This window comes from Gammaproteobacteria bacterium (assembly GCA_029881255.1).
Lineage (GTDB): Bacteria > Pseudomonadota > Gammaproteobacteria > S012-40 > S012-40 > JAOUMY01.
Map to the genome: position 1 here is coordinate 310,498 of JAOUMY010000001.1, position 22,767 is coordinate 333,264.

Consider the following 22,767-nt stretch of genomic DNA (forward strand, 5'->3'; position numbering starts at 1 on the left):
ATGCAGCAACCATACCCAATCTGGCGCATAATCTGCCTTATCAATTTCCAAATTTTGTATTTCTAGAATTGATAGATATAATGGCGAGTCCCTTTATTTAAGGGACTAAATTCAGGATTCGCATATGTCATCACACAAGACATTAAACGCAGTGGCGCTAGGTGTGCTTTTAGCACTGGCAAATGGCTGCGCAACCAGCATCAAGGAAATCAAGGCGTCTCCAGAGAAGGAAGATGTCGTGCGCCTTCAGGCCATGCCTACCAATGAGGCCATAATGGAGGCGGAAACCTATATTACCCGTTCACGTGAAAGCGAACTGGATTTCCTTACGCCCCAACATTTCGATCTCGCCACCCAGGCAATCACTGAAGCCAAGGATATGTTAGCGCAGAACCAGCCACGGCAGCATGTCGTACAAAAGGTTGCTGTCGCAGAAGCCATGTTAAAAAACGGCGAGCGTGTTGCGCGTCAAATAAAGGCGACGCTTGCGGACGAACTGACGATCAAATCCAATCTGGATGAGCTAAACGCCGGCGAGATATATCGTGGCGAATACGGCAGTCTGATTGCACGGCTAAACAACATAATTCGTCAGGTTGAAGAAGGTAAACGCGCCGAAAAAGAAGAACGCGAGAGTCTTCTCGCCGAGATGAGTAAGCTTGAAAAGAAATCCATCACATATAGTGCATTAAAAGAACCCAAAGAGATATTAAAGCGCGTTAAATACCGCGGCGGCGCCGAGCTTGCGCCACAGACCTATAACGAGGCGCTTGAGGTATATCGCAAGGCCGAAGAATTTATCAATCTCAATCCTCACATGCGCGCAGCCGTCGAACAATTGTCAGATGAAGCGCTATTTGCCGCCAAAAGGGCTCTATATATAGTGGAAGAGGTCGCATCTCTCTCTCACAAAATCAGTATGTCTATGGAGCAGGTGGTACTTGATGAAGAATATCGGCTTTCGCGTGTCGCGCAGGCTTTGTCCACTCATGACGTGAGAGACAATCCATTAGAGGTTCAATCAGAATTACTGGCGCGTTATGTTGAAGAGCTATCTACACAGCAGAAACGTCAGGAAGACCTGGTAATTGCCTTACGAGATACCTTGATCAAGGTGAGAGATTCATCGACGCCGGAAGCAGTGAATGCCTCCATCCGCAAGTTAAAGAAGGAGAACGGCGAGTTGGTCGCCAAAGATGCGCTTTACTCGGCAAAAGTCTCGCAATTACAAGCAGAATTGGAAGCCAAGGAAAGCCAACTTGCGCTGACAAATAATAGGCTGGAGCGTACCGAAAAGGCATTAACCATGTCCGAAATGGAAAGCCAGGCACTTAGCATGACGGTACAACAGCAAAAACAGCAGGCGGCAGAACTCAACACTCCTCCTCAGGCGGAAACACTCACCAAAGAAAGTGCCAATGAAGAAGATAGTAACTCGCTAGCGGATGCCGATTCTGGTGAAGTCGCGAGTCAGGAAGTGGCCTTCGGAGACGAAGTAAGCGCACCAACTGTAGAAAATACCGTTGAAGAGACAAATGAGGCTCCGCAAGCTATAGTCGAAAACGAAGTGGACGACGAGAGCAAGACAACTGAGCCAAACAATCAAACAAGCCCACTTGCACCTGAACCAGTAGCCAGTGCACCTATAATTGATAAACCCGTCTCCGCTATCATTGCAGAATTAAACGCGGAAGAGCCCACCGCTGTTCAAGCAGACCCGGTTAAGACGTCCACCGAGCAAGCAGCAAAACCTGAAGCACTTGCTGCCGGCAATTAAAGCGACAACGATTGGCCGATCAGCAACCCCGAATTGGACTGGCACTCGGTAGCGGCTCTGCACGGGGCTGGTCACACATCGGTGTCATCCGCGAACTCCAGGACATGGGAATCGAACCGGAGATAGTATGCGGCACTTCGATAGGCTCTCTGGTTGGAGCAGCTCTGGTCAAAGGTGATCTTGACCGCCTCGAACGCTGGGCGCAGCAACTCACCAAATCCAGCCTGATAAAATTTCTCGACCTCTCGCTATTAACCGGTGGCGGTTTCATTGAAGGCAACAAATTATTTGAATTTCTCAGTCAACATCTGGGCGATATCGCCATAGAAGAACTCGAAAAGCCTTTTGCCGCAGTCGCCTGTAATCTCGGCACCGGACAGGAAGTGTGGTTTCAAAAAGGTTCTTTATTTGATGCCGTAAGAGCGTCCTCCGCTCTACCTGGACTGTTTACCCCCGTTCAATATCAAGACACCTGGCTAGTAGATGGGGGCTTAGTGAATCCCGTACCTATCTCAGTGTGTCGCGCACTCGGCGCTGAAAAAATCATAGCTGTAAATCTAAACGGCGACATTGTTGGCAAACACATGCCGCGTAAAAATAATATTCCCAACCTGCCAAGCTCCATCGATCACGACAAGGAAACCGGCATGTTGCAACAGTGGATGAAAAGCCTACGCGACCGGGCAAACCACATGGTCAACAACCACTTCGATGAACACACCGAAGCACCAGGTTTGTTTGATGTTATGGCTGGATCAATAAACATCATGCAAGATCGCATCACGCGCAGCCGCATGGCTGGAGATCCGCCGGATGTCATCATTAGTCCGCGCCTGTCACATCTTGGATTAATGGAATTTGATCGCGTCGATGAAGCCGTTGAAGCTGGACGCAAAGCTGTACGTGCGCAGAAAAGTGTTATCGAGGAATTGGTCAAATCACTATGAGTCAAATAGCAGAACAACGCATTAGCATATCCGGGCCGGCAGGCACGCTTGAGGCTGTTGTCTCTATTCCGGAAGAATATAACCAGTTTCATGCTGTCAGCGTGGTCTGTCATCCGCACCCACTACATGGCGGCACAATGGACAACAAGGTCGCGCACACCCTAGCCAAAGCATTTAATTCGCTAAATGTTCCCGCAATACGTTTTAATTTTCGTGGCGTCGGCAAGAGCACAGGACAGTTTGCCGAGGCAATTGGCGAGACCGAGGATGCGCTTGCCGTCATTCACTACGCTCAATCTCAGTTTCCAGATCACGATATCTGGTTAGGCGGATTTTCTTTTGGGGCATATATCGCATTACGCGTGTCGCAACAAATTGAACTGGCGCAGTTAATTACTGTTTCTCCAGCTGTGAATCTTTACGCATTGGACGACTACCGTTCGCCGACCTGTCCCTGGCTGTTGATTCAGGGTGAGGACGATGAAATTGTGCCGGTCGAAAGCGTTAAAACCTGGGCAGACCAGGTGCAACCACCTCCGCAACTTCATCTAATGCCAGAAACCGGACATTTTTTTCACGGTCGCCTAATCGATCTGCGGGACGCTATTATTCATCACCTGGAACAGACTACTTAGTGGAGCCTCTTATATGACACTGCTTTGCGCTATGAGTGAATTACAGGAAAACACGCCACGCGGATTCAGCCTGGGTGACGATCCCGATACCCAAGATGTGTTTCTGATTAAGCGCGATGGTCAGGTATATGCCTTTAAGAACAGCTGTCCGCATACCGGCGCTACCATGAATTGGTTGCCAGACGCTTTCATGGATATGGAAGGGTTTTATATCCAGTGTTCCATTCATGGCGCCTTGTTTAACGTCGAAGATGGTTTGTGCGTGAGAGGTCCATGCGTCAACCAAAGCCTGACGCCGGCCACCATACGCATCGAAAACCAACAGATTTTTCTTGACTGACAAAACTACAGTCTTCAGGATGAAATAATCTAGCGATAGTGATATTAGGCCCGAACACGGAGAAACAAAATTAACGTAAAAGGATAAGAAATTGTCTCGTGACTACCAACACATCAATCCCTACATCCAGGCCCTGCTAAATGATATCGGACCTGAAAAACTCCACCAGCAATTATCCCCCAAGCATCATGAATCGCCACCACACATCGCTCACCGGCCTAATTGCGACATCGACGGTGTCAATGCACGATGGTGTCAGCTAAATGTCGATGAGCACGCCAAAGCACAGTTGTTAGATGCACAAACTATCGCGCAACTACCGGTATTCGAACACAACATTGAAAACCTTATCGGAACAGTAAAGTTACCTGTAGGACTTGCCGGTCCGCTGCGTGTCAACGGAATGTTTGCGCAAGGTGATTATTATATCCCCCTGGCCACAAGTGAAGCGGCCCTGGTCGCATCATATAGTCGTGGTGCGGTATTAATCAGTAAGGCCGGGGGTTGTTCGTCAATGTTACTCAGCGAGGGAGTTAGCCGCGCACCCGCGTTTGCATTCGCAAACATTATAGAAGCTGGCGAGTTTGTGCGCTGGGCAGTACAACAGGTGGACACGTTTAAATCGATAGCAGAAACCACCAGTAGACACGCAAAACTGAGTGATATGCGTGTAACTGTCGAGGGAAATCATGTTTACCTCGGTTTTGAATATTTAACTGGTGATGCTGCTGGACAAAACATGGTGACGATTGCGACTGACGCAGTGGTACAACATATCGCGCAACACAGCCCGACTAAACCGCAATACTTTTTTGTCGAGGGAAACTTGTCCGGCGACAAAAAGGCCAGCGCCTTGTCTTTCCTGTCGGTACGCGGAAAAAAAGTCAGCGCTGAGGTCACCTTGCCGGAAAAACTCGTGCGTGCGGTTTTACACACCACCCCGAAGCAAATGGTTGACTACTGGCGCATGTCGGCGATCGGTGGTGTATTGAGTGGCACCATCGGTGTACAGGGACATTACGCCAACGGACTCGCTGCTTTATATATTGCCTGTGGCCAGGACGCCGCCTGTGTCTCTGAATCTGCGGTTGGTGTCACACGTATGGAAGTGACCGACAACAATGAACTATATGCATCGGTAACATTGCCCAATCTTATCGTTGGCACGGTTGGCGGTGGAACGAAATTACCCAGCCAGAAGGCCTGTCTGGATATTATGGGTTTAGCGGGACATGGTCACGCACGAGCCTTTGCCGAGGTTTGCGCGAGTCTCGCCTTAGCCGGTGAACTTTCCATCATCGGCGCATTAACGGCGGGACACTTCACCAGCGCCCATCAACGACTCGCACGCGGTGATGCAACAGGGAAAGCGGACGATAAATGAATCGATGGTGGATATATCAACGTGAACGATTTCCGCTACTTGCGCACAGCCTGTTAATCCTGGTTTTTAGCGCCTCCGCTGTCACGTACTCGATAATGATTTCAGAAGGAAGTCGCGAGTTTGCGTGGAGCGCATTGGCACTTTCATTTCTGTCCAGCCTGATTTTTTTTATGTTGCTGCGTATCGCCGATGAGTTTAAGGACTATGAAGACGATCTCGCCTATCGACCCTATCGCCCTGTTCCAAGAGGACTGGTAAGTCTAAAAGAACTGGGTGGCATTGGCATGCTCATTATTGTTGTGCAACTTGCGGCCGCAATCGTGTATCAACAAAAGCTTTTACCTTATTTGATTTTTACCTGGATCTATTTTGCGTTAATGAGCAAAGAGTTTTTTGTGCATGAGTGGTTAAAACGTCATGCACTGGCTTACCTTTTTAGTCATATGTTGATCATGCCCTTGATCGCCTTGTATGCAACCGGCTTCGACTGGATACGCACTGATGCTGTACCGCCCCAGAACATTATCTTTTTTCTTGCACTGAGCTTCGTCAACGGCATCGTGTTAGAGATAGGACGCAAGATACGCGCGCCTGAAAGCGAGGAGACCGGCGTTGAAACCTATTCCTTTTTGTGGGGCGCACACGTCGCGGTTTATGCATGGATTGCGACGATATTGATCGCACTTCTTATCGTCGCGCTTGCGGGTGCCGAACTCGATTATTTGGTGCCGTCATTACTCTTAGGCGGAATGTTGTCAGTCACCTGCATTTCCGCCGGTTTAAAGTTTCTGAAAAATATGACGCCGGAATCGTCAAAAAAGATCGAAAATATGTCTGGCATCTGGATATTGATGTCATACCTGACGATCGGACTCATTCCTTATATTTGGCAACAATAGATGAAGAATAGCTATTTCCTCTTTCCATCGCTGCAGGATGATACTTCGAGATACGGCGGCAAGGCCGCGGCGCTTAACCGTTTGTCACGCTACGGACTACCTATACCTGCCTGGTGCGTGGTCAGCACTCATGCCTTCTTCGATGCGCTATCAGATATTTCCATTGAGGAATTTCAACACCTGAGCGACTGGAAGAATATTGCGACCCAACTCGACAAACTTACACCACCCGCATCATTTGAAGATGAGTTACAGGAAGCACTCGAGCACAGCTTTCCGAACGAATGCCAGTACTTCGCAGTTCGTTCCTCTGCGGCAGATGAAGACGGTAGCCAGCATTCCTTTGCCGGCCAATTGGAAAGCTTTTTATATATTCCACGTTCAGAGCTCGTAACACACATCATAAAAGTATGGCGTTCTGGATTCAGTGAACATTTATTGCGCTATCGACGTGAGCGGGGACTTGAAGGCTCGCCATCACCTCCTGCGGTATTGATTCAACAAATGTTACGGGCAGAAACCGCCGGTGTTGCCTTTGGCGCCGATCCAGTTAGTGGACGCCGTGATGTTTCCGTCATTTCAGCTGTTTATGGGCTGGGTCATATACTGGTGTCGGGTGATGTCGATGCAGACAGCTATCGCATTGACCAGCAGGGCAAGGTGTTAGAACAGACGGTGTGTACCAAAACGCACGCATACCAATTTGATGAACAGACACGCCAGATTGCTCAAACACCGGTTGCAAGTGACCTGAAGAACGTCGCCTGCCTCAGACCACCGCAAATATCAGAGATTCAGACCCTATTAGGGCGCGTAAACGAGATTTTTCAGCGTCCACAAGATATCGAGTGGGCGTATGAGAATGGAAAACTCTTTTTACTCCAGTCTCGTCCAATTACGTCTCTCAGCGCCATGCCAGACCCGGGAGGCGAAACCCGCATCTGGGACAATAGCAATATCGCCGAAAGCTATAACGGCGTAACCACACCGCTAACATTTTCTTTTGCCCGCAGTGCGTATGAGGAAGTTTATCGTCAATTCTGCCGCCTCATGAGCGTACCCGCAAACACCATTAATTCCTGCGGCAATGTGTTTCGCAATATGTTGGGGCTGATACAGGGGCGTATCTATTACAATTTGATCAACTGGTATCGACTACTTTCCCTACTCCCCGGCTTCAAGATGAACCGTCGTTTTATGGAACAAATGATGGGAGTGAAAGAAGGAATACCTGACGAGTTCATCAACATAGAAAAGCCCGGATCAGCGGAGAAATTTTTCGATAGCGTGAGATTTCTGCGCACGCTGCTAATGCTGTTTTTTAATCATCTTAGTTTACCCAAAAAAATCGATGCGTTTTACCAACGCCTTAACCGTGCGCTCGCTCTTAGCAGCGAGGAATTGAAACGACAGCACCTAGACGAATTGGCCAAACACTATCGCGAACTGGAGGCAGCGTTGTTGACGCGTTGGGATGCTCCCTTGATCAACGACTTTTATGCCATGATTTTTTACGGTGCGCTCAAAAGTCTCTCGAGCAAATGGTGTAATGACGAGGGCGGCAATTTACACAATGAACTATTACAGGATCAGGGCGGTATTATTAGTGCCGAGCCTGCACAACGGGTTTGTGAAATGGCGGCGCTGGTACAAGGCCAACAGCAGCTGATTGAAACTCTGGAGGCTGTCACGCCCTACAATATCGAGCAGTCACTTTCCGACTGGCCGGAGTTTTACACGCTTTATTCGGCTTATCTGCGCAAATTTGGTGATCGCTGCGTCGATGAATTAAAACTCGAGAGTGAGACGCTCAATGACAATCCTCTCTCACTCATACGTTCCGTCGTCGCACTCGCTCGACGTGATCCACCGGTTACCCCCAATTCAGAATCGAAAAAAAACAACAATGAACGATGGAAGGATCACATAGGAAACAAGCCGATCAAACGACGCCTGTTTGCCTGGGTTTTACGCAATGCGCGAGCGCGTGTACGAGATCGGGAAAATCTGCGCTTCGAGCGCACCCGCGTATTTGGTCGCGTGAGGAGCCTATTTGTCGAGATCGGTAAGCGACTTTATGCGGAAGGTGTTTTGCTGCATCCACGCGATGTCTTTTATCTCAGCGTCGAAGAAAGTCTGGGGTTCATCGAAGGAACGGCCATTTCCACCCAGTTGGCGGAACTCGCGCAACTGCGGCGCAGAGAGTTTGAACACTATTCTACACAGGCGGTGCCTGCAGATCGTTTTGATACCAAGGGCGCTGTTTATATCGGCAACTCTTTTGTTCCACCACACCAGGCAAGCTTTGATCAACACGCTTCGCAACATGCCGGTACCGGTTGTTGTCCCGGCATTGTTCGCGGCAGGGTCCGCGTCATCACTGATCCACGCAGTCAGACACTTGAGGCAGGCGAAATCCTGGTCGCGGAACGCACCGATCCAGGTTGGATTATGTTGTTCGCCTCTGCCTCCGGTTTATTGGTCGAACGCGGCAGTCTGTTGTCTCACGCAGCTATCGTTGCCAGGGAGATGAGTATTCCGGCGATCGTCGCGATTGAGGATGTAACAAAGTGGTTAAAGAGCGGAGACCTGGTCGAGTTCGACGGCACCACAGGAAAGATCTGGAAGCTAGAGGAAGCAGAACATGTCGAGTGAAATCTCTCAACATGCGGATTTTAGTGAAATACGCTACGCCCAATGTTGGGAGGACGCGGACATTCTGCTTCAGGCCTTACGCATACAGCCGGGAGATACCTGTTTATCTATCGCCTCTGCAGGGGACAACACGCTGGCGATGTTGTCATGTAGCCCAGCCAAGGTAATTGCGTTGGATCTCAGTCACGCGCAACTGGCATGTCTGGAGTTGAGAGTCGCGGCCTATCGCAGTCTACAACACCACGAGCTATTGGAGCTCATCGGCTCCGTAGCGAGCACACAACGACTATCTCTCTATCGTCGGTGTCGCAATGCGCTGCCTACATGGTGTGTTGAGTTCTGGGACACGCGCCCGAATGATATCCAGAATGGTATAGGCACGATCGGAAAATTTGAGCATTATTTCGAGTTGTTCCGCAAGCGTGTGCTGCCGCTCGTACATAGACGCAAACGTATTTCCGAATTGTTAGAGGCCAAGTCGGTTGTGCAGCGAGAACGCTTTTACCAACACACCTGGAATAACTGGCGCTGGCGTCTGCTTTTTAGAATATTTTTTTCCCGTCGGGTGATGGGTAGCAAAGGTCGCGATCCACGCTTTTTTCACTATGTAGAGGGCAGCGTTGCCGAACGCATACTGCAACGCACACGCTATGCGCTTACCCAGCTCGACCCCTCGCAAAACCCCTACTTGCAATGGATACTGCTCGGTCAACACCAGCAAGCCTTGCCGTATGCATTACGAGAAGAGCATTTTGAATCCATACGTAATAATCTCGACAAACTTACGCTACACCCGATGTCGATAGAAGATTATCTGGCAAAGCATCCACAGGAAAGAATCGACTGTTTTAATCTCAGCGATATATTCGAATACATGTCTGAAGAAAACTTTCATCGCCTGCTGGACATTATCATTCAACATTCTAATCCAGAGGCAAGACTGGCTTACTGGAATATGCTGGTTCCACGTTCACGTCCACAGAGCCTCAGCGACAGGTTACACGCGAACGAGACATTGGCCAGCGAGCTATTTTCGCAGGACAAGGCGTTTTTCTATAGCCGCTTTATCGTCGAAGAAGTCTCGCAGCAATGAACATCGGATTAAAAATTGTCTTTTTTCTGCTTTTGCTTGTTGGCTACCTGCTTGTAGTTAAATTGCTTGCCAGACGATTCCAGTGGCACCCAGAGCTGTCGCGTAAAGCCGTACATATCGGCATGGGTTGCGTCACGCTTAGCTTTCCTTTTGTTTTTTCGCAGGCATGGGCGGTGGCCGTGTTAACCGGCATTTCCGCAATCCTGTTATTTCTGATTAAAAAGCTACCTATACTCCAGCGCAATCTCGGTAGCGCACTACACGGAGTGAAACGAGACAGTTATGGTGATTTCTATTTTCCGCTCGCTGTTGCCGCCAGCTTCTATCTGGCCAAGGGCGATACCACGCTCTATATGATACCGATATTGATACTCACCTTTGCCGACGCCATGGCCGCGCTTATCGGCGTCTTTCTTGGAGAGACACGCTTCAAGACTTCTGTCGGCGAAAAAACGGTTGAGGGTTCACTAGCGTTTCTGTTTACTGCCTTTCTATGCAGTTTTTGCTATCTGGTCATTTTTACCGACTTTGATGTCTACACCAGTTTGCTGGCGTCCACACTATTGGGCATTGTTATCATGCTGGTCGAAGCCTTCTCCTGGGACGGAATCGACAATCTATTCGTACCCATAGGCTCATTGTTTCTCATCCGCGAATACCTGCATCTAAGTCACGAGACTCTTACACAACACATTGGCATACTGTTGTTGCTACTCCTCGGATTACTCTGGTGGCGCCGCTGGAGCACCTTGCGTAACGAGGCCATTTTACTGGCCTCAGTATTCGGCTATGTCGTGTGGGCACTGGCGGATTGGCGCTGGTTACTGGTAGCCCTGGTAACAATACTCAGTTATCCGCTATTAACCCCGGCGCGTGAAGATATACAGCAGCGTATACACGGTATGTCGGCCATCATCAGTGTTACTGCCACAGGTACATTCTGGCTTTATTTTTTTCGCATACTGGAATACCCAACGCTTTTTTTTCTTTTTTCCCTCGGATTTGCCACGCATCTTTCCATCATTCTTTTCGTCAGACATTTACGTATAAGGCCTCGACTACACCGGGGTATATTAGCCATCATTTGCGCAACCAAGAGCGGGATACTTATTATGGGATTGTATCTGGTACTGGACTGGCAAAAAGATACAGCCTCGCTGTTTTATACTTTGATTAGCTTTCCGTTAATTTTTCTTGCGACATGGATGTTTTCTATGGATCAGACAAATATCGATGAGGCACCAGCCGACAAGGACCGTTGGCTGAGACAATCTACGATAGTCGGATTGGCCACGATAGTCGGTATAACACCCTTGGTACTGTTTTAAAATGAACGATGAATTAAGTATCCGCGAACTTTCTCACTCGGACCTCGAGCACTATAGGTTTGCCTATGGGCTATCGGGGATATCAAAAACTCAAATCGAATCAGATAAACCCCAACTCACACTGGGCATATTTAACGCCGCCCAGGAAATAGAGGCCCACGCCTCGGCATGGTGGACTAACACACCAAAATTGAATAGCCAATCCAGCGGACTCATCGGCCATTATGCCGCGGCAAGTGCCACAGCGGCCCATCTACTCATACACCATATGGAGAAAGTGCTACAGCAACAGCAGTGCGCCTATTGTATTGCTCCGATGAACGGAAACACCTGGAGGAGCTATCGTTTCACTACAGAACTCGGTGACCATGCACCTTTTTTTCTCGAACCCTATACACCGCCTGCCTGGGCTGAGCAATTTCAGACTGCAAACTATTCAGCCCTGGCCCATTACACTTCCTCTCTCGCTGAGGATATGAGCATTCGCGATGAACGGATTCCAAAAATACGCCAACGCTTGCAGCCACTCAAAATCCATTTTCGACCTATTCAGCTGGAAAATTTTCAACATGATTTACAACACATCTACAACTTATCAGTCGCGTCGTTCAAACACAATTTTCTATACACCGACATCGATTTCGAGTCTTTCAGTCAACTCTATATTCCGGTACGTCAATACATAAAACCCGAATTGACCTTGTTAGCATTTGATGGCGATATTCTGGTAGGATTTATTTTCGCGATACCTGACTATTTACAGCAAGGCAAACACGATACCTTTATTATTAAGACCGTCGCTATTTCACCGCTGCGTAAATACGCTGGCCTTGGGGCGCTTCTCGTCGATCAACTTGTCGATAAGGCGCAACAACTAGGTTACCGCCACGCCATACACGCCCTGATGCACGACAGCAATAAGTCTCTGGTACTCAGTCACCGATATGGGAGACCAATACGCGGATATACCTTGTTCGTAAAACATCTGCAGACGAACACAGGTATCGCGCAATGAATGTCGCTGAAATACTCCTGCAACAAACGAAAACGCGAGCGAATGAAGCGGTTCTTATCAGTTATCAGGGAAAGCAGACACGGTTGACATACGCTGAGCTCGATCATCAGAGCGCTTGCGTAGCCAGCCTGCTCCAGCAGCAAGGTATCAAGGCGGGTGACGCGGTATTGATCTTTGTGCCCGTTTCCATCCCTCTCTATGTATCGCTTATTGCCTGTTTTAGACTTGGGGCGATTGCCATGTTCATTGATCCGGGCATGGGTAAAACGTATATCGATAATTGTTGCCGCATATTCCCACCCAAGGCATTTATTGGCAGCGCCAAGGCACATTTACTACGCATTACCACGCGTTCATTACGAAATATTCCCGTTAAATTGCACACAGACCATTGGATACCGTTTTCCATATCATTTACACGCGCGCGTATGTTTAATCCCCTGGCTCACATTGCAGCTGGTGGAAGCGAACCCGCGTTGCTAACCTTCACCAGCGGTAGCACAGGCCGGCCTAAAGCTGCAATGCGTACACACGATTTTCTACTAGCACAGCATCACGAAGTCGTTAAAACCCTGAACGCCAACATCGGCGAACGCGATCTCACTACCTTTCCCATATTTGTTTTGAGCAATATGGCGGCAGGAGTATGCTCTTTGATTCCCGATGGCGATCTGCGCAAACCCGGAGAAATCGACCCGGCGCCTATCTCCGAAATTTTGCAGTCAGAGAAACCACAACGCCTATGCGCCCCTCCCGCCTTGCTGGAGAGAATTGCGAATTACTTTGTTCTGGAAAACAGGACATTGACGGCCAAGACGCATATTTTTACCGGCGGCGCGCCCGTGTTTCCACACCTGATTAAAAAATTGGCAGACATCAATCCACAAGGACTCATCACTACCGTCTATGGGTCTACCGAAGCAGAACCGATTGCACATCAATTGTGGCAGGAAGTTGAGGAGAACGATCTGCACCACATGCTAAATGGCGAGGGACTACTGGTTGGAAAACCTGTCTCTAATATCAAGTTGCGTATTGTTGATTTTGAGTGGGTTAAACAACAATCACACAGTGATTTGGCGACACTTGATCGTCATAGCTGTAGTCAAGGACAAGCGGGAGAAATTCTGGTAACAGGATCACACGTATTAAAGAGTTATTATCTCGGCAAAGGCGATGGTGAAACAAAACGCGATATAAGCGGCGAAATCTGGCATCGAACCGAGGATGCTGGATATTTAGATAAAGATGGGCGTTTGTGGTTACTAGGTCGTGCCTCAGCGCGAATAGAGGATGAGGCCGGTGTGCTATACCCATTTGCCGTCGAGTGTGCCGCACTCATGGTAGACGGTGTGAACCGGGCTGCGCTTATGCAACATCATGGAGAACGAGTGCTGATTTGCGAGACGAATAACAAGACATCCCAAGACTTGTCAGAAGTTCTGCATCAACAACTGAGTTGGGCTCAACTGTCACGCATACTGTTCATTAAAAGAATGCCTGTCGATCCACGTCATAACTCAAAAATACTGTACCCCGAACTTCGATACTGGTTAGACAAAGAAAATCCTGCTTAATACGTTTGACATCGCATGAGGTTTCTATGAACACTACCGAGAACAGTTTAGGTCAAAAAGATAGTGACGCATGACGAACTGGTGATACGAAGATCATGAACACCAAAAAGGACAAAACGCAGGCATTTAAGCTGGGTCGAGGCGTCAGTAACAATGCTGATGGTCGTTTTGAACAACTACAACATATTCCCGCTGTACCGCAATGGCCTGGCGATCTGCACGAAACCGATAATAAAACGACGATCACCTTTGAAAAAGCAAAACGCATTATCAGCTATAATCAGTCTCCTGATGTACCTTTCGATCGCTCTATAAATCCCTATCACGGCTGCGAACATGGCTGCGTCTATTGTTTTGCGCGACCTTCACACGCCTATCACGGCCTTTCTCCCGGACTGGATTTTGAGCGAAAATTGTTTGCCAAGCAAAATGCGGCAGAGTTATTAAGAGATGAGTTGAATGCGAAGAATTATCGCCCTGCGACGATAGCCATAGGTGTGAACACCGACGCCTATCAACCGATAGAGCGCAAGCTCGGCATCACTCGCCGCATACTAGAGGTTTTGGAAGAATCAAGACATCCGCTGGCCATCGTAAGTAAATCAGCACTTATCCAACGCGATATCGATATATTGAGCTCTCTCGCACGACAAGGCCTGGTACATGTGTATATATCACTGACCTCATTGGATAATAGCTTATCGCGTCACATGGAACCCCGAGCCAGTAGTCCTAAACGTCGACTGGAAACTATAGCAGCATTACATGAAAACGGCATACCAGTTGGGGTTATGCTTGCACCAATGATACCTGCAATTAATACAGATGAACTGGAGGCTATGCTACAGGCGGCTAAAAATGCAGGAGCCGAACAGGCTAGTTATGTGTTATTGCGCTTACCCAGGGAGTTAAAGGATATATTCACACACTGGCTTGCTGAAAATTTTCCGCTACGACAGGAGCGCGTGCTGCAATACATCCGCGAAATGCGTGAGGGGAAACTATACAACAACGCATTTGGCACGCGCATGAGTGGCAGCGGCCCCTATGCAGAGATGCTTGCTCAACGATTTCGATTGCAGTGTAAAAAATTGGGATTGAATGAGAGAACAGAAGAGTTACGTACCGATATTTTTCGAAAATCCGCATCGCCGCAGATGTCGTTATTCTAATTCGTTCCGCTTTTACCGATTCTGCTCGAAAGCCATATTCCGCTACGATTTATGGTCAGCTTTTCCATGAGCTCATTGAACGGATATGGTCGGCACAAGAGAAAACCTTGAACAAAATCGATTTCCTTGCGCAGGATAAAACGGTATTGCTCTTCAGTTTCCACGCCTTCGGCAACCGTTTTCAACTGCAAACTCTTTGAGAGAGTTGCGATGGCTTCGAGTATCGCCACATCTTCCGCGCAAGAGGACAATTCGCTAATAAACGTTTTGTCTATCTTGAGCGTCTCGACGGGAATACGCTTTAAGTAATTCAAAGATGAATAGCCCACGCCAAAGTCGTCAATCGCCACAGAGATACCAAATTCTCTCAACTTCAACAAGGATTGAACGACCTGTGAAATATCGTTCACCAAAAGAGATTCGGTCATCTCAAAGACCAGCTTCTTACCCGACACGCCGGATTGCAAAAGTATGCTATGCACAGACTCAACAAATTCTGCCTGCATAAACTGTTTGGGTGAAATATTAACGTTCACGCGTATATCGTCACACCCCATGCGCTCGAGACGGCGTATCGTCGCGCATGCTTCCTGAATAACCCATTTACCAACTTCTACGATTACACCGCTTTCCTCAAGCGTGGAAATGAATTGCAGCGGACTAACCAAACCTAACTGTGGACTTTCCCAACGGATCAGACACTCTAGTGCGTCAACCTTGCCGCTACGTGTCTCAAGTATGGGTTGATAGTGGAGTACAAATTCTTTGTTTGGCAAGGCCAGATGCAGCTTTTGCTCGACTTCGGCCTTGGCATCAGCGACAGAACGCATGCGATGCGAAAAGACCTGATACATATTACGCCCACCCTTTTTCACAGCATACATCGCGGCGTCCGCATTCTTAATAACCTCATCAATGGAGATGTCGCCATCCTCAAACGGATAAAAAGTAATACCGATACTCGAGGTGACAAACAAGGTTTTGCCTTTGATAACCATAGGGCGTGCAAGCGCATCGAGAATTCTTTCAGCAACTACATTCGCCTGGTCCACATGCAAAATATTTTCAAGAATTACAACGAATTCGTCTCCACCGATACGCGAGACGGTATCACTATCACGCACAGCTGTGGTCAAACGTTTGGCCACTTGCACCAACAAGGTGTCTCCCACTGCATGCCCGAGGCTGTCGTTAATCGGTTTAAATCGATCGAGGTCGATAAACAGAACGGCGATAAGTGTTTCTTCTCTTGTCGCGCGACGCATTGCATGATCCAGTCGGTCCTGTAACAGTAGCCGATTAGGCAAGCCCGTTAACGCATCATGCAGCGCTCGCTGTTCTATCTCTTTCTTGTTTGTCTCTAACGAAGTGTAGTTTTCAACAATAATCGTGTCGGCGCGTTTGACCACTGTAAACAACGCCAAAAACAGCAGTGAAAACATCAGCACCACAATACCGTATATCGAATACACAGTGTTCTGGATGGTGCCGTATAAAGGGGTAACATCAGAGTACAACTCGAACACGCCGTCAATGCTGCCGGTGTCCAAATTTAGTATGGGTATGTAACTGGCGATGAGATTGCGATTACGAATGGTGCCATCAATAGCCGGCATCCCTTCCTTGTATTCCAGTTCCGTCGCATGACCACCTGCCATAGCGGTCAAGAAATCGGGGTTTTTCGATTTATCTATACCGATCTGGGCTGCATCGGTTGAGAAAATTGTCAGTCCCTTGATGGTATAGATCTTCACCTTCACCACATCCAGCCCTATGGTGTCAGTACGGATATCCCGTTTTAACTGCTGCGTGACCGGATGGTTGCGTATATCTTCAAATTCCAGTACTTCCAGCTCGTGGACAAAGTTCGAGTAATACGGCCACAAGGTATTTGCAAATACCTGGGCAAGGGCAGCGTTTTTACTTTCCCCAAGATAAATGAGGTTTTCCTGCGCAATATTCTTGTACAGGTAACCCAATATAGTCGCTACTACCACCATGCTTACCAGACTGGCTATCGTAAAGTAGCGTACGAGCTTGAACACTAATTCCCACCAAAGCGACTGTTACAACTATGTCTAGATCGACTTCTTAAGGATTTCCTTTACCTCAGGGGGGCTGTTACAGACTTTTATTTTGGTTTGCACTAGAATATTCGGCTTTATTTTAGAAAAGACTAATATGCGCTCCCGTGACATAGACAAAATCTACTCACAAGCCCTGGGCAAAATCGTCGATTTTCGCTTTGACGAGCAGGTAGCCAAGGTCTTTCCGGACATGATAAATCGCTCTGTCCCGGGGTATGCCTCGATTATCCAGATGATCGGGACGTTAGCAGATCAATATGCCCAGTCCGACAGTAATTGTTATGACCTCGGTTGCTCGCTTGGGGCAGCCAGTCTATCCATCCGGCACCACTTGAAAGCGCCTAATTGCCGCATTATTTCCGTGGACAATTCGCAGCCCATGTTAGATAGATTTCAGTCATTGCTCGAGGAAGACTCGGCTGATACACCAGTTGAACTGATGTGTGCAGACGTACGTGATGTCGATATCCACAAGGCCTCTCTTGTGGTTCTAAATTTCACCTTGCAGTTCGTGCCCCTGGCCGACCGCCAGCGCTTAATCAACAAAATCTTCGCTGGCATGCTTCCCGGGGGCATACTTGTGCTATCCGAGAAAATTAGCTTTGACGATCCCAATAAGCAGCAAATGTTGACCGATCTTCACCACGCCTTCAAACGCTCACAGGGATATAGCGATCTGGAAATCAGTCAGAAACGCACAGCGTTGGAAAATGTGCTTATACCAGAAACCCTCGACGCGCATATCTCTCGACTTACTCAAGCCGGTTTTCAGCAATCACATATGTGGTTTCAGTGTTTTAATTTCATGTCACTGGTGGCGGTGCGGTGATCGACTTTGGCGCGTTCTATCAGGTACTGGCGCAGGACGCCAAACTCGCAAAGTTTAGCGATACCTTCCGCCTAAACATAGAACAGGTATGTCAGCGCAAAGACGGCAATCTACCTGGATGGTTGACGATTTTGGACGCACTTCCTCCACTCAGTCCACATCATATCGAGTTGAATCAAGCTGTCATCGAAATAGGTTCAGAAAAGCAACTTAACCAGTACGACCAGCAGCGTTTGGAGAAACAACTGCGCGCACTTATGCCTTGGCGCAAGGGGCCATTTTCAATATTTGGCATCCACATTGATACCGAGTGGCGCTCCGACTGGAAATGGGATCGGGTTGCGCCACACCTGTCTTCACTTGAAGGCAGGCGTGTACTCGACGTTGGCGCCGGTAGCGGTTATCACTGCTGGCGTATGTATGGTGCGGGTGCTTCTCTGGTGGTAGGTATAGATCCGTGGTGGCTGTATATCATGCAATTCGAGGCCATCAAGCATTTCATTGGCGAGGTATCGGTATTCAACCTGCCTCTGGGCATACAGGATCTCCCGGTAAATATGCAGGCCTTCGATACCGTGTTTTCCATGGGCGTGCTGTATCACCGCAAGTCACCAATAGAACATCTGCAACAACTCGCCCAGTGCCTGCGCCCAGGTGGAGAACTCCTGCTGGAAACACTGGTTATTGAAGGCGGAGCCGGTGAAGTGCTCGTCCCCGACGACCGCTACGCCAAGATGAAAAACGTCTGGTTCATACCCAGCACAGTTGAACTCGAACGCTGGCTCAAGCGCTGTGGTTTTACTGATATCCGCCTGGTGGATCTCAATCAGACCACGCTTGAGGAACAACGACCAACTAACTGGATGACAGGCGAATCCCTGCCAGACTTTCTAAACCAGACTGATCAAAATTTAACCATCGAAGGCTATCCGGCCCCAAAAAGAGCTGTTTTTCTCGCTACACGCCCCTAAAAACGGCAATTATTCACTTTTCTGAGGCTATTCGGCGCGGTGCTTGCTTTAAAAGCGCTTACCTCTTGAATCCTCAGGCTAAAACAGGTGAACAGCGTGAAGACAGCAGAAACGGTTCAGGACCACATCGAAGAAGGCCTGAAAGCACACCAGGCAGGCCAGCTGCAGGACGCAGAAAAACATTACCACAAGGCGCTGGAAAGCGACCCAAACAATGCCGACGCCTACCATTTACTGGGCATGCTGGCCTACGATATTCGTAACTACGATGTCGCCAGGGAACTTGTGCTCCATGCCGTCGACCTCAACGATAGCGTTCCCCTGTTTTATAACAATCTTGGCAATATCTTCGCGCAGCTCAATGAGCTTGAAGCCGCCCACGACTGTTTTAACAAGGCCATAAGTCTTGATCCGGGCTACCCCGACGCTCACTACAATCTCGCAAATATACTGCTGCAGCTCGAAGAGGAAGAACAGGCGATCAGCGAATACAAACGCGCTATAGAACTGGACAACAACTTTACCCAGGCGCACATCAATCTTGGTGGCGTCTACCTGGACCAGGGGAATTTGCATAACGCATTGGTGCTTTTCGGTAAGGCGGTGGAACTGGAACCTCAAAATCCGCGCGCACGCCGCGAACTTTCAAACACTCTCATCGCTCACGCACTACAGGATCAGGACAAAGGGGATATTACGGCTGCGATCGAATGGCTCGATCGTGCATGTAAAGCAGACAGTCGTAATAGTGAGGCCTTCCAGCACCTGGCGCAATTACACTACCAAAACGGACACATCAGCCGAGCAAAACAGGCTTATCTGGAAGGTCTGCAGGACAATCCACTCAATGCAGACATGTATTACAACCTGGGCGTCCTTGCAAGACAGGAGAACAATCCAAGCGAAGCGGTAGGAAGGTTTCAGCAGGCCATCACCGTTGATAAGCAGCATTCTGGTGCACACTACAATCTGGCCAATACCTACAAGGAATTGGGGCAATGGGATGAGGCCTTAAAGCACTACGATTTAGCCATCGAGGCAGATAAAGATTACTGGCCATCCTATGTCAACAAGGCCATCGTCCAACAAGGATTAGGTGAATTCGAACAGTCTCTGGCGACTCTTCAAACCGCCGACGCATTACACCCTAATGATTTTCAGATACACAACAACATGGGCATGACCTTGCAAAGCCTGCGTCGTGCCGACGAGGCCATAGCACATTATGATCAAGCCATCGCACTAGAACCTGCAAACCCGGAACCCTACTGGAATAAGTCACTGGCCTTATTACTCAAGGGAGACTATACGCAAGGCTGGCAGTTATACGAAAAGCGCTGGGAGCTAAAAAACCAAAAGCTCGGCACCAAACCCTCTTTTGCACAAGCACAATGGCGAGGTGAAAGTCTAAAGGGAAAAACCATTTTATTGACTTCGGAACAGGGCCTGGGTGACTCAATTCAATTTATTCGTTACGCCCAACCCCTGTCCGAACTTGGCGCCAAAGTCATCGTGCAATGCCCTAATTCACTTATCTCACTTTTTAAGACTGTGCCTGGGATCACTACTGTCCATGGGCCCGACGATACGCTGCCGACATTTGATACCTACTCTCCGCTGATGTCCGTACCAAAAAATATTGGCACAACCTTAAAGACAATTCCTCAAAGCGTCCCCTATTGCGAAATCGATTCGGCAAAAATAGAGGACTGGAGTGATCGTCTGCGTACGGTCACAGGTTTTCGGGTTGGAATTGCCTGGGCGGGAAACCCAAGACGCCATGACGTGGATAATAACCTCATTGACTCCCGTCGCAGTTGTTCACTAAAAGATTTCAAGACCCTCTCAACCGTCCCTGGTGTAACCTTAATCAGTCTACAGAAGGGCGAAGCCTCTATGCAGACCATTGTCGACAACGGCGGCGTGAATATTGTGGATGAAACAAACGCACTAAATGATTTCAGCGATACTGGCGCATTGATCGAAAATCTCGACCTTGTAATCAGCGTGGACACATCCGTTGTTCACCTCGCCGGTGCTCTCAATAAACCGGTGTGGGTCTTGTCACGATTCGATGGTTGCTGGCGCTGGCTATTGGAGCGCGACGATAGTCCGTGGTATCCGTCACTGCGTCTTTTTCGCCAAACCACACCTGGCGATTGGCAAAGCTTAATGACTGAAGTAGGTCACGCGCTGTCTCAATATATCAAGCAAACTCGCTAACCATACTCAATCACTTAATAACCGACGATATTGGCGTTCGCATCTACTTGCCTGACAATTTCAATCAATCTGTCATAGCTAACTCGGTCAATTCGAAATTCAACATTCAAAAGACTGGGCTTGGTACGCATAAAAAAGACATCGACAACCGCAGCATCATTCATTAAACGCGTGATAATTTGATCACGCTGTTGCGCGTCGACCTGCTCTTTTAACCAAATAATAGCTGTTCCATACCGTATACGAACGGCTTCGCGCGCCACGTCCAGGGCGCGTCCTTCAAACTGGATTTCATTAAATGTTATGGCTTGCATAAAGACTCCCTCTCATTTTTTCGACGCGGTTTCTGCGCTCTCTGTTATAGCCAGAATACGCTTTGGGCCGAAATTGAGAAGTGAGTCAGTTCACAGGAGGTTCTGATTCAGTCATCAGTAGATGAAAGCCAGGCAACAAGATAAAACAAGCGCAAGCCCTCAGAAGATCGAGCAGGTCCAACGACTTTCGCCGCGTACCAGTGCTTGGTCGGGTCTGCATTGTTTAAGGCTTCGTGTTCGGATTCCTGTATTTGGACACAGTTTTCCGGGTAGCGATCACGTTTACGCTTGGGCGCGTAAATGATAGCGAAAACTTCATTCACCACCCCCGTCTCTACATCACGACAATACCCGTTTACCATGGCTGTCCTCGTTTACGATTACCTATAACTGCTCAGCACAGTAATCATAACGTAAATACAACACAATGAAAAAAGGCGGCCAAAGCCGCCTCTCTTAGAGCATCATTCGGTTAGCTGGTGAAACTAGTCCAACTTAGCGGTACCGTCACCTGTCTCACTTTGCTCGGCCGGTGCAGCATTTTCACCTGACTCCTGAGCAATCAGTTGAACACATTCCTCAACATATGCGCGAATTTCTGATGCGTCGACCAGTCCGACATCTCGCGCTTCTTCAGCGCAATACGCTGCTGGTGATTCCCCTTCACCTATCGCGAAAGCCATGGACGGCATAAAGAAACCGACCAATATAACCATCAATAAACGTTTGCTCATCCCGTCGTCTCCTAACTATGCTATATGGATTGCAGCACCGCGGCACATAAGTCCGCTTATTATGTATAGCGCCCGCATCCCTCGCAGGTACAACGAATTAATCTGATGATAACCATTGAAAATATTACTCAAATTTACCCAAAAAGCGGCAAGGAATAATTCGGTCGCCAATCACATTGGCGCGTTCGCAAACGGAAAAAACGGCGGGATGTGACTTGAGAAACCTGAAGCGTTGGAAACTGTTGTGTTACTTCAGCGACTGGCCAGACAACTTGCAGAGAAATGCGAAGGTTTAACATAGATAAGATGCAACGGGAGGCGGCAGAGAGGACACTCAACCACCTCACGCGTTACGACTTGTCATCGACTAAATACCGGCTAAATAGGAATCGAAATCGTCTCGAAGCAAGTCTTCTAAAGCCTTGCGTTCACGATACTCTTCCAGCCGGCGACGAGCCGCCGGGTTCATTGAGCCCGATCTCACTATTTGAGGCGTACTGTCCTCTTCAACCTCTGAGTCCGAAGTCTCACCATCTGAATCCAACTCCAGATCGTCGTCGATTTGCTCTTTTTCGCGCATAACTCCCCCTTTAATCCAGACAGCCACACGTAAGGGCTATATACAATGGCGGGCAACCTGCGTAAAAACAAAAAAATTGATCGTTACGATAAATATAATATTTGTTAATTAACAACAGGATACGCCATCTGAGCTTAATAAAGTCTAAAATACGGTCAATAATTGACCGAAAATCAGCCCCTGTTTCATATCTTTTCCCTTGGATTC

The 22,767-nt window shown here is 48.4% G+C and carries 20 protein-coding genes; 15 read left to right on the forward strand and 5 right to left on the reverse strand.

Going from position 1 to position 22,767, the window contains the following annotated elements; all coding sequences use genetic code 11:
- Positions 1 to 124: 124 nt before the first annotated feature.
- The 12 genes from OEZ43_01385 (at position 125) to OEZ43_01440 (ending at position 14,822) form a co-directional block, all read left to right on the forward strand.
- Entirely contained in the window at positions 125 to 1,777 is a 1,653-nt protein-coding gene (locus OEZ43_01385; protein MDH5544210.1) for a hypothetical protein, read from the forward strand.
- An 11-nt stretch (positions 1,778 to 1,788) separates the two neighbouring features.
- The gene (gene rssA / locus OEZ43_01390; GenBank protein MDH5544211.1) at positions 1,789 to 2,724 is read left to right on the forward strand and encodes a patatin-like phospholipase RssA; all 936 of its coding nucleotides are present in this window, start codon (positions 1,789 to 1,791) and stop codon (positions 2,722 to 2,724) included.
- Positions 2,721 to 3,359 carry an alpha/beta hydrolase gene (locus tag OEZ43_01395; GenBank protein MDH5544212.1) on the forward strand — a complete coding sequence of 213 codons (639 nt, stop codon included), beginning with the start codon at positions 2,721 to 2,723 and terminating at the stop codon, positions 3,357 to 3,359. The genes rssA and OEZ43_01395 overlap by 4 nt, the downstream gene beginning before the upstream one ends.
- Positions 3,360 to 3,372: 13 nt before the next feature.
- Positions 3,373 to 3,699 (forward strand): Rieske 2Fe-2S domain-containing protein, encoded by a 327-nt coding sequence (locus OEZ43_01400; protein MDH5544213.1) that lies wholly within the window; start codon positions 3,373 to 3,375, stop codon positions 3,697 to 3,699.
- 91 nt (positions 3,700 to 3,790) lie between these two features.
- Positions 3,791 to 5,083 carry a hydroxymethylglutaryl-CoA reductase gene (locus tag OEZ43_01405; protein ID MDH5544214.1) on the forward strand — a complete coding sequence of 431 codons (1,293 nt, stop codon included), beginning with the start codon at positions 3,791 to 3,793 and terminating at the stop codon, positions 5,081 to 5,083.
- A complete protein-coding gene (locus OEZ43_01410) occupies positions 5,080 to 5,982 on the forward strand; it encodes a UbiA family prenyltransferase (GenBank protein MDH5544215.1) in 903 nt (300 codons plus the stop codon). The genes OEZ43_01405 and OEZ43_01410 overlap by 4 nt, the downstream gene beginning before the upstream one ends.
- Entirely contained in the window at positions 5,983 to 8,637 is a 2,655-nt protein-coding gene (locus OEZ43_01415; protein ID MDH5544216.1) for a PEP-utilizing enzyme, read from the forward strand.
- Entirely contained in the window at positions 8,627 to 9,730 is a 1,104-nt protein-coding gene (locus tag OEZ43_01420; protein MDH5544217.1) for a BtaA family protein, read from the forward strand. Before OEZ43_01415 ends, OEZ43_01420 begins: the two co-directional genes overlap by 11 nt.
- Positions 9,727 to 11,058 carry a hypothetical protein gene (locus OEZ43_01425; GenBank protein MDH5544218.1) on the forward strand — a complete coding sequence of 444 codons (1,332 nt, stop codon included), beginning with the start codon at positions 9,727 to 9,729 and terminating at the stop codon, positions 11,056 to 11,058. Before OEZ43_01420 ends, OEZ43_01425 begins: the two co-directional genes overlap by 4 nt.
- 1 nt (position 11,059) lies before the next feature.
- Positions 11,060 to 12,073, forward strand: coding sequence for a GNAT family N-acetyltransferase (locus OEZ43_01430; protein MDH5544219.1), 1,014 nt, complete (start codon positions 11,060 to 11,062; stop codon positions 12,071 to 12,073).
- Positions 12,070 to 13,650, forward strand: a complete 1,581-nt coding sequence (locus OEZ43_01435) for an AMP-binding protein (protein MDH5544220.1) — start codon at positions 12,070 to 12,072, stop codon at positions 13,648 to 13,650. The genes OEZ43_01430 and OEZ43_01435 overlap by 4 nt, the downstream gene beginning before the upstream one ends.
- Before the next feature lie 95 nt (positions 13,651 to 13,745).
- Positions 13,746 to 14,822, forward strand: coding sequence for a PA0069 family radical SAM protein (locus tag OEZ43_01440; protein MDH5544221.1), 1,077 nt, complete (start codon positions 13,746 to 13,748; stop codon positions 14,820 to 14,822).
- On the opposite strand, the gene OEZ43_01445 is transcribed toward OEZ43_01440, so the two are convergent.
- Positions 14,819 to 16,867 carry an EAL domain-containing protein gene (locus tag OEZ43_01445; protein ID MDH5544222.1) on the reverse strand — a complete coding sequence of 683 codons (2,049 nt, stop codon included), beginning with the start codon at positions 16,865 to 16,867 and terminating at the stop codon, positions 14,819 to 14,821. The genes OEZ43_01440 and OEZ43_01445 overlap by 4 nt on opposite strands.
- Positions 16,868 to 17,003: 136 nt before the next feature.
- On the opposite strand from OEZ43_01445, the gene cmoA reads away from it, so the two are divergent.
- The 3 genes from cmoA to OEZ43_01460 all read left to right on the forward strand — a co-directional run bounded on the left by cmoA (position 17,004) and on the right by OEZ43_01460 (position 20,932).
- Complete coding sequence (gene cmoA, locus OEZ43_01450) at positions 17,004 to 17,738, forward strand: carboxy-S-adenosyl-L-methionine synthase CmoA (GenBank protein ID MDH5544223.1); 735 nt, start codon at positions 17,004 to 17,006, stop codon at positions 17,736 to 17,738.
- Positions 17,735 to 18,709: a tRNA 5-methoxyuridine(34)/uridine 5-oxyacetic acid(34) synthase CmoB gene (cmoB, locus tag OEZ43_01455; GenBank protein ID MDH5544224.1), complete on the forward strand. Its 975-nt coding sequence runs from the start codon at positions 17,735 to 17,737 to the stop codon at positions 18,707 to 18,709. Before cmoA ends, cmoB begins: the two co-directional genes overlap by 4 nt.
- A 96-nt stretch (positions 18,710 to 18,805) precedes the next feature.
- Complete coding sequence (locus tag OEZ43_01460; protein MDH5544225.1) at positions 18,806 to 20,932, forward strand: tetratricopeptide repeat protein; 2,127 nt, start codon at positions 18,806 to 18,808, stop codon at positions 20,930 to 20,932.
- Positions 20,933 to 20,946: 14 nt separating this feature from the next.
- On the opposite strand, the gene OEZ43_01465 is transcribed toward OEZ43_01460, so the two are convergent.
- The 4 genes from OEZ43_01465 to OEZ43_01480 form a co-directional block, all read right to left on the reverse strand.
- On the reverse strand, positions 20,947 to 21,246 hold the full coding sequence (locus OEZ43_01465) for a hypothetical protein (GenBank protein MDH5544226.1): 300 nt from the start codon (positions 21,244 to 21,246) through the stop codon (positions 20,947 to 20,949).
- Positions 21,247 to 21,353: 107 nt separating this feature from the next.
- The gene (locus OEZ43_01470; GenBank protein ID MDH5544227.1) at positions 21,354 to 21,608 is read right to left on the reverse strand and encodes a hypothetical protein; all 255 of its coding nucleotides are present in this window, start codon (positions 21,606 to 21,608) and stop codon (positions 21,354 to 21,356) included.
- 123 nt (positions 21,609 to 21,731) lie between these two features.
- Entirely contained in the window at positions 21,732 to 21,980 is a 249-nt protein-coding gene (locus OEZ43_01475; protein MDH5544228.1) for a hypothetical protein, read from the reverse strand.
- A gap of 367 nt (positions 21,981 to 22,347) precedes the next feature.
- A complete protein-coding gene (locus OEZ43_01480; protein ID MDH5544229.1) occupies positions 22,348 to 22,560 on the reverse strand; it encodes a hypothetical protein in 213 nt (70 codons plus the stop codon).
- Positions 22,561 to 22,767 lie beyond the last annotated feature (207 nt).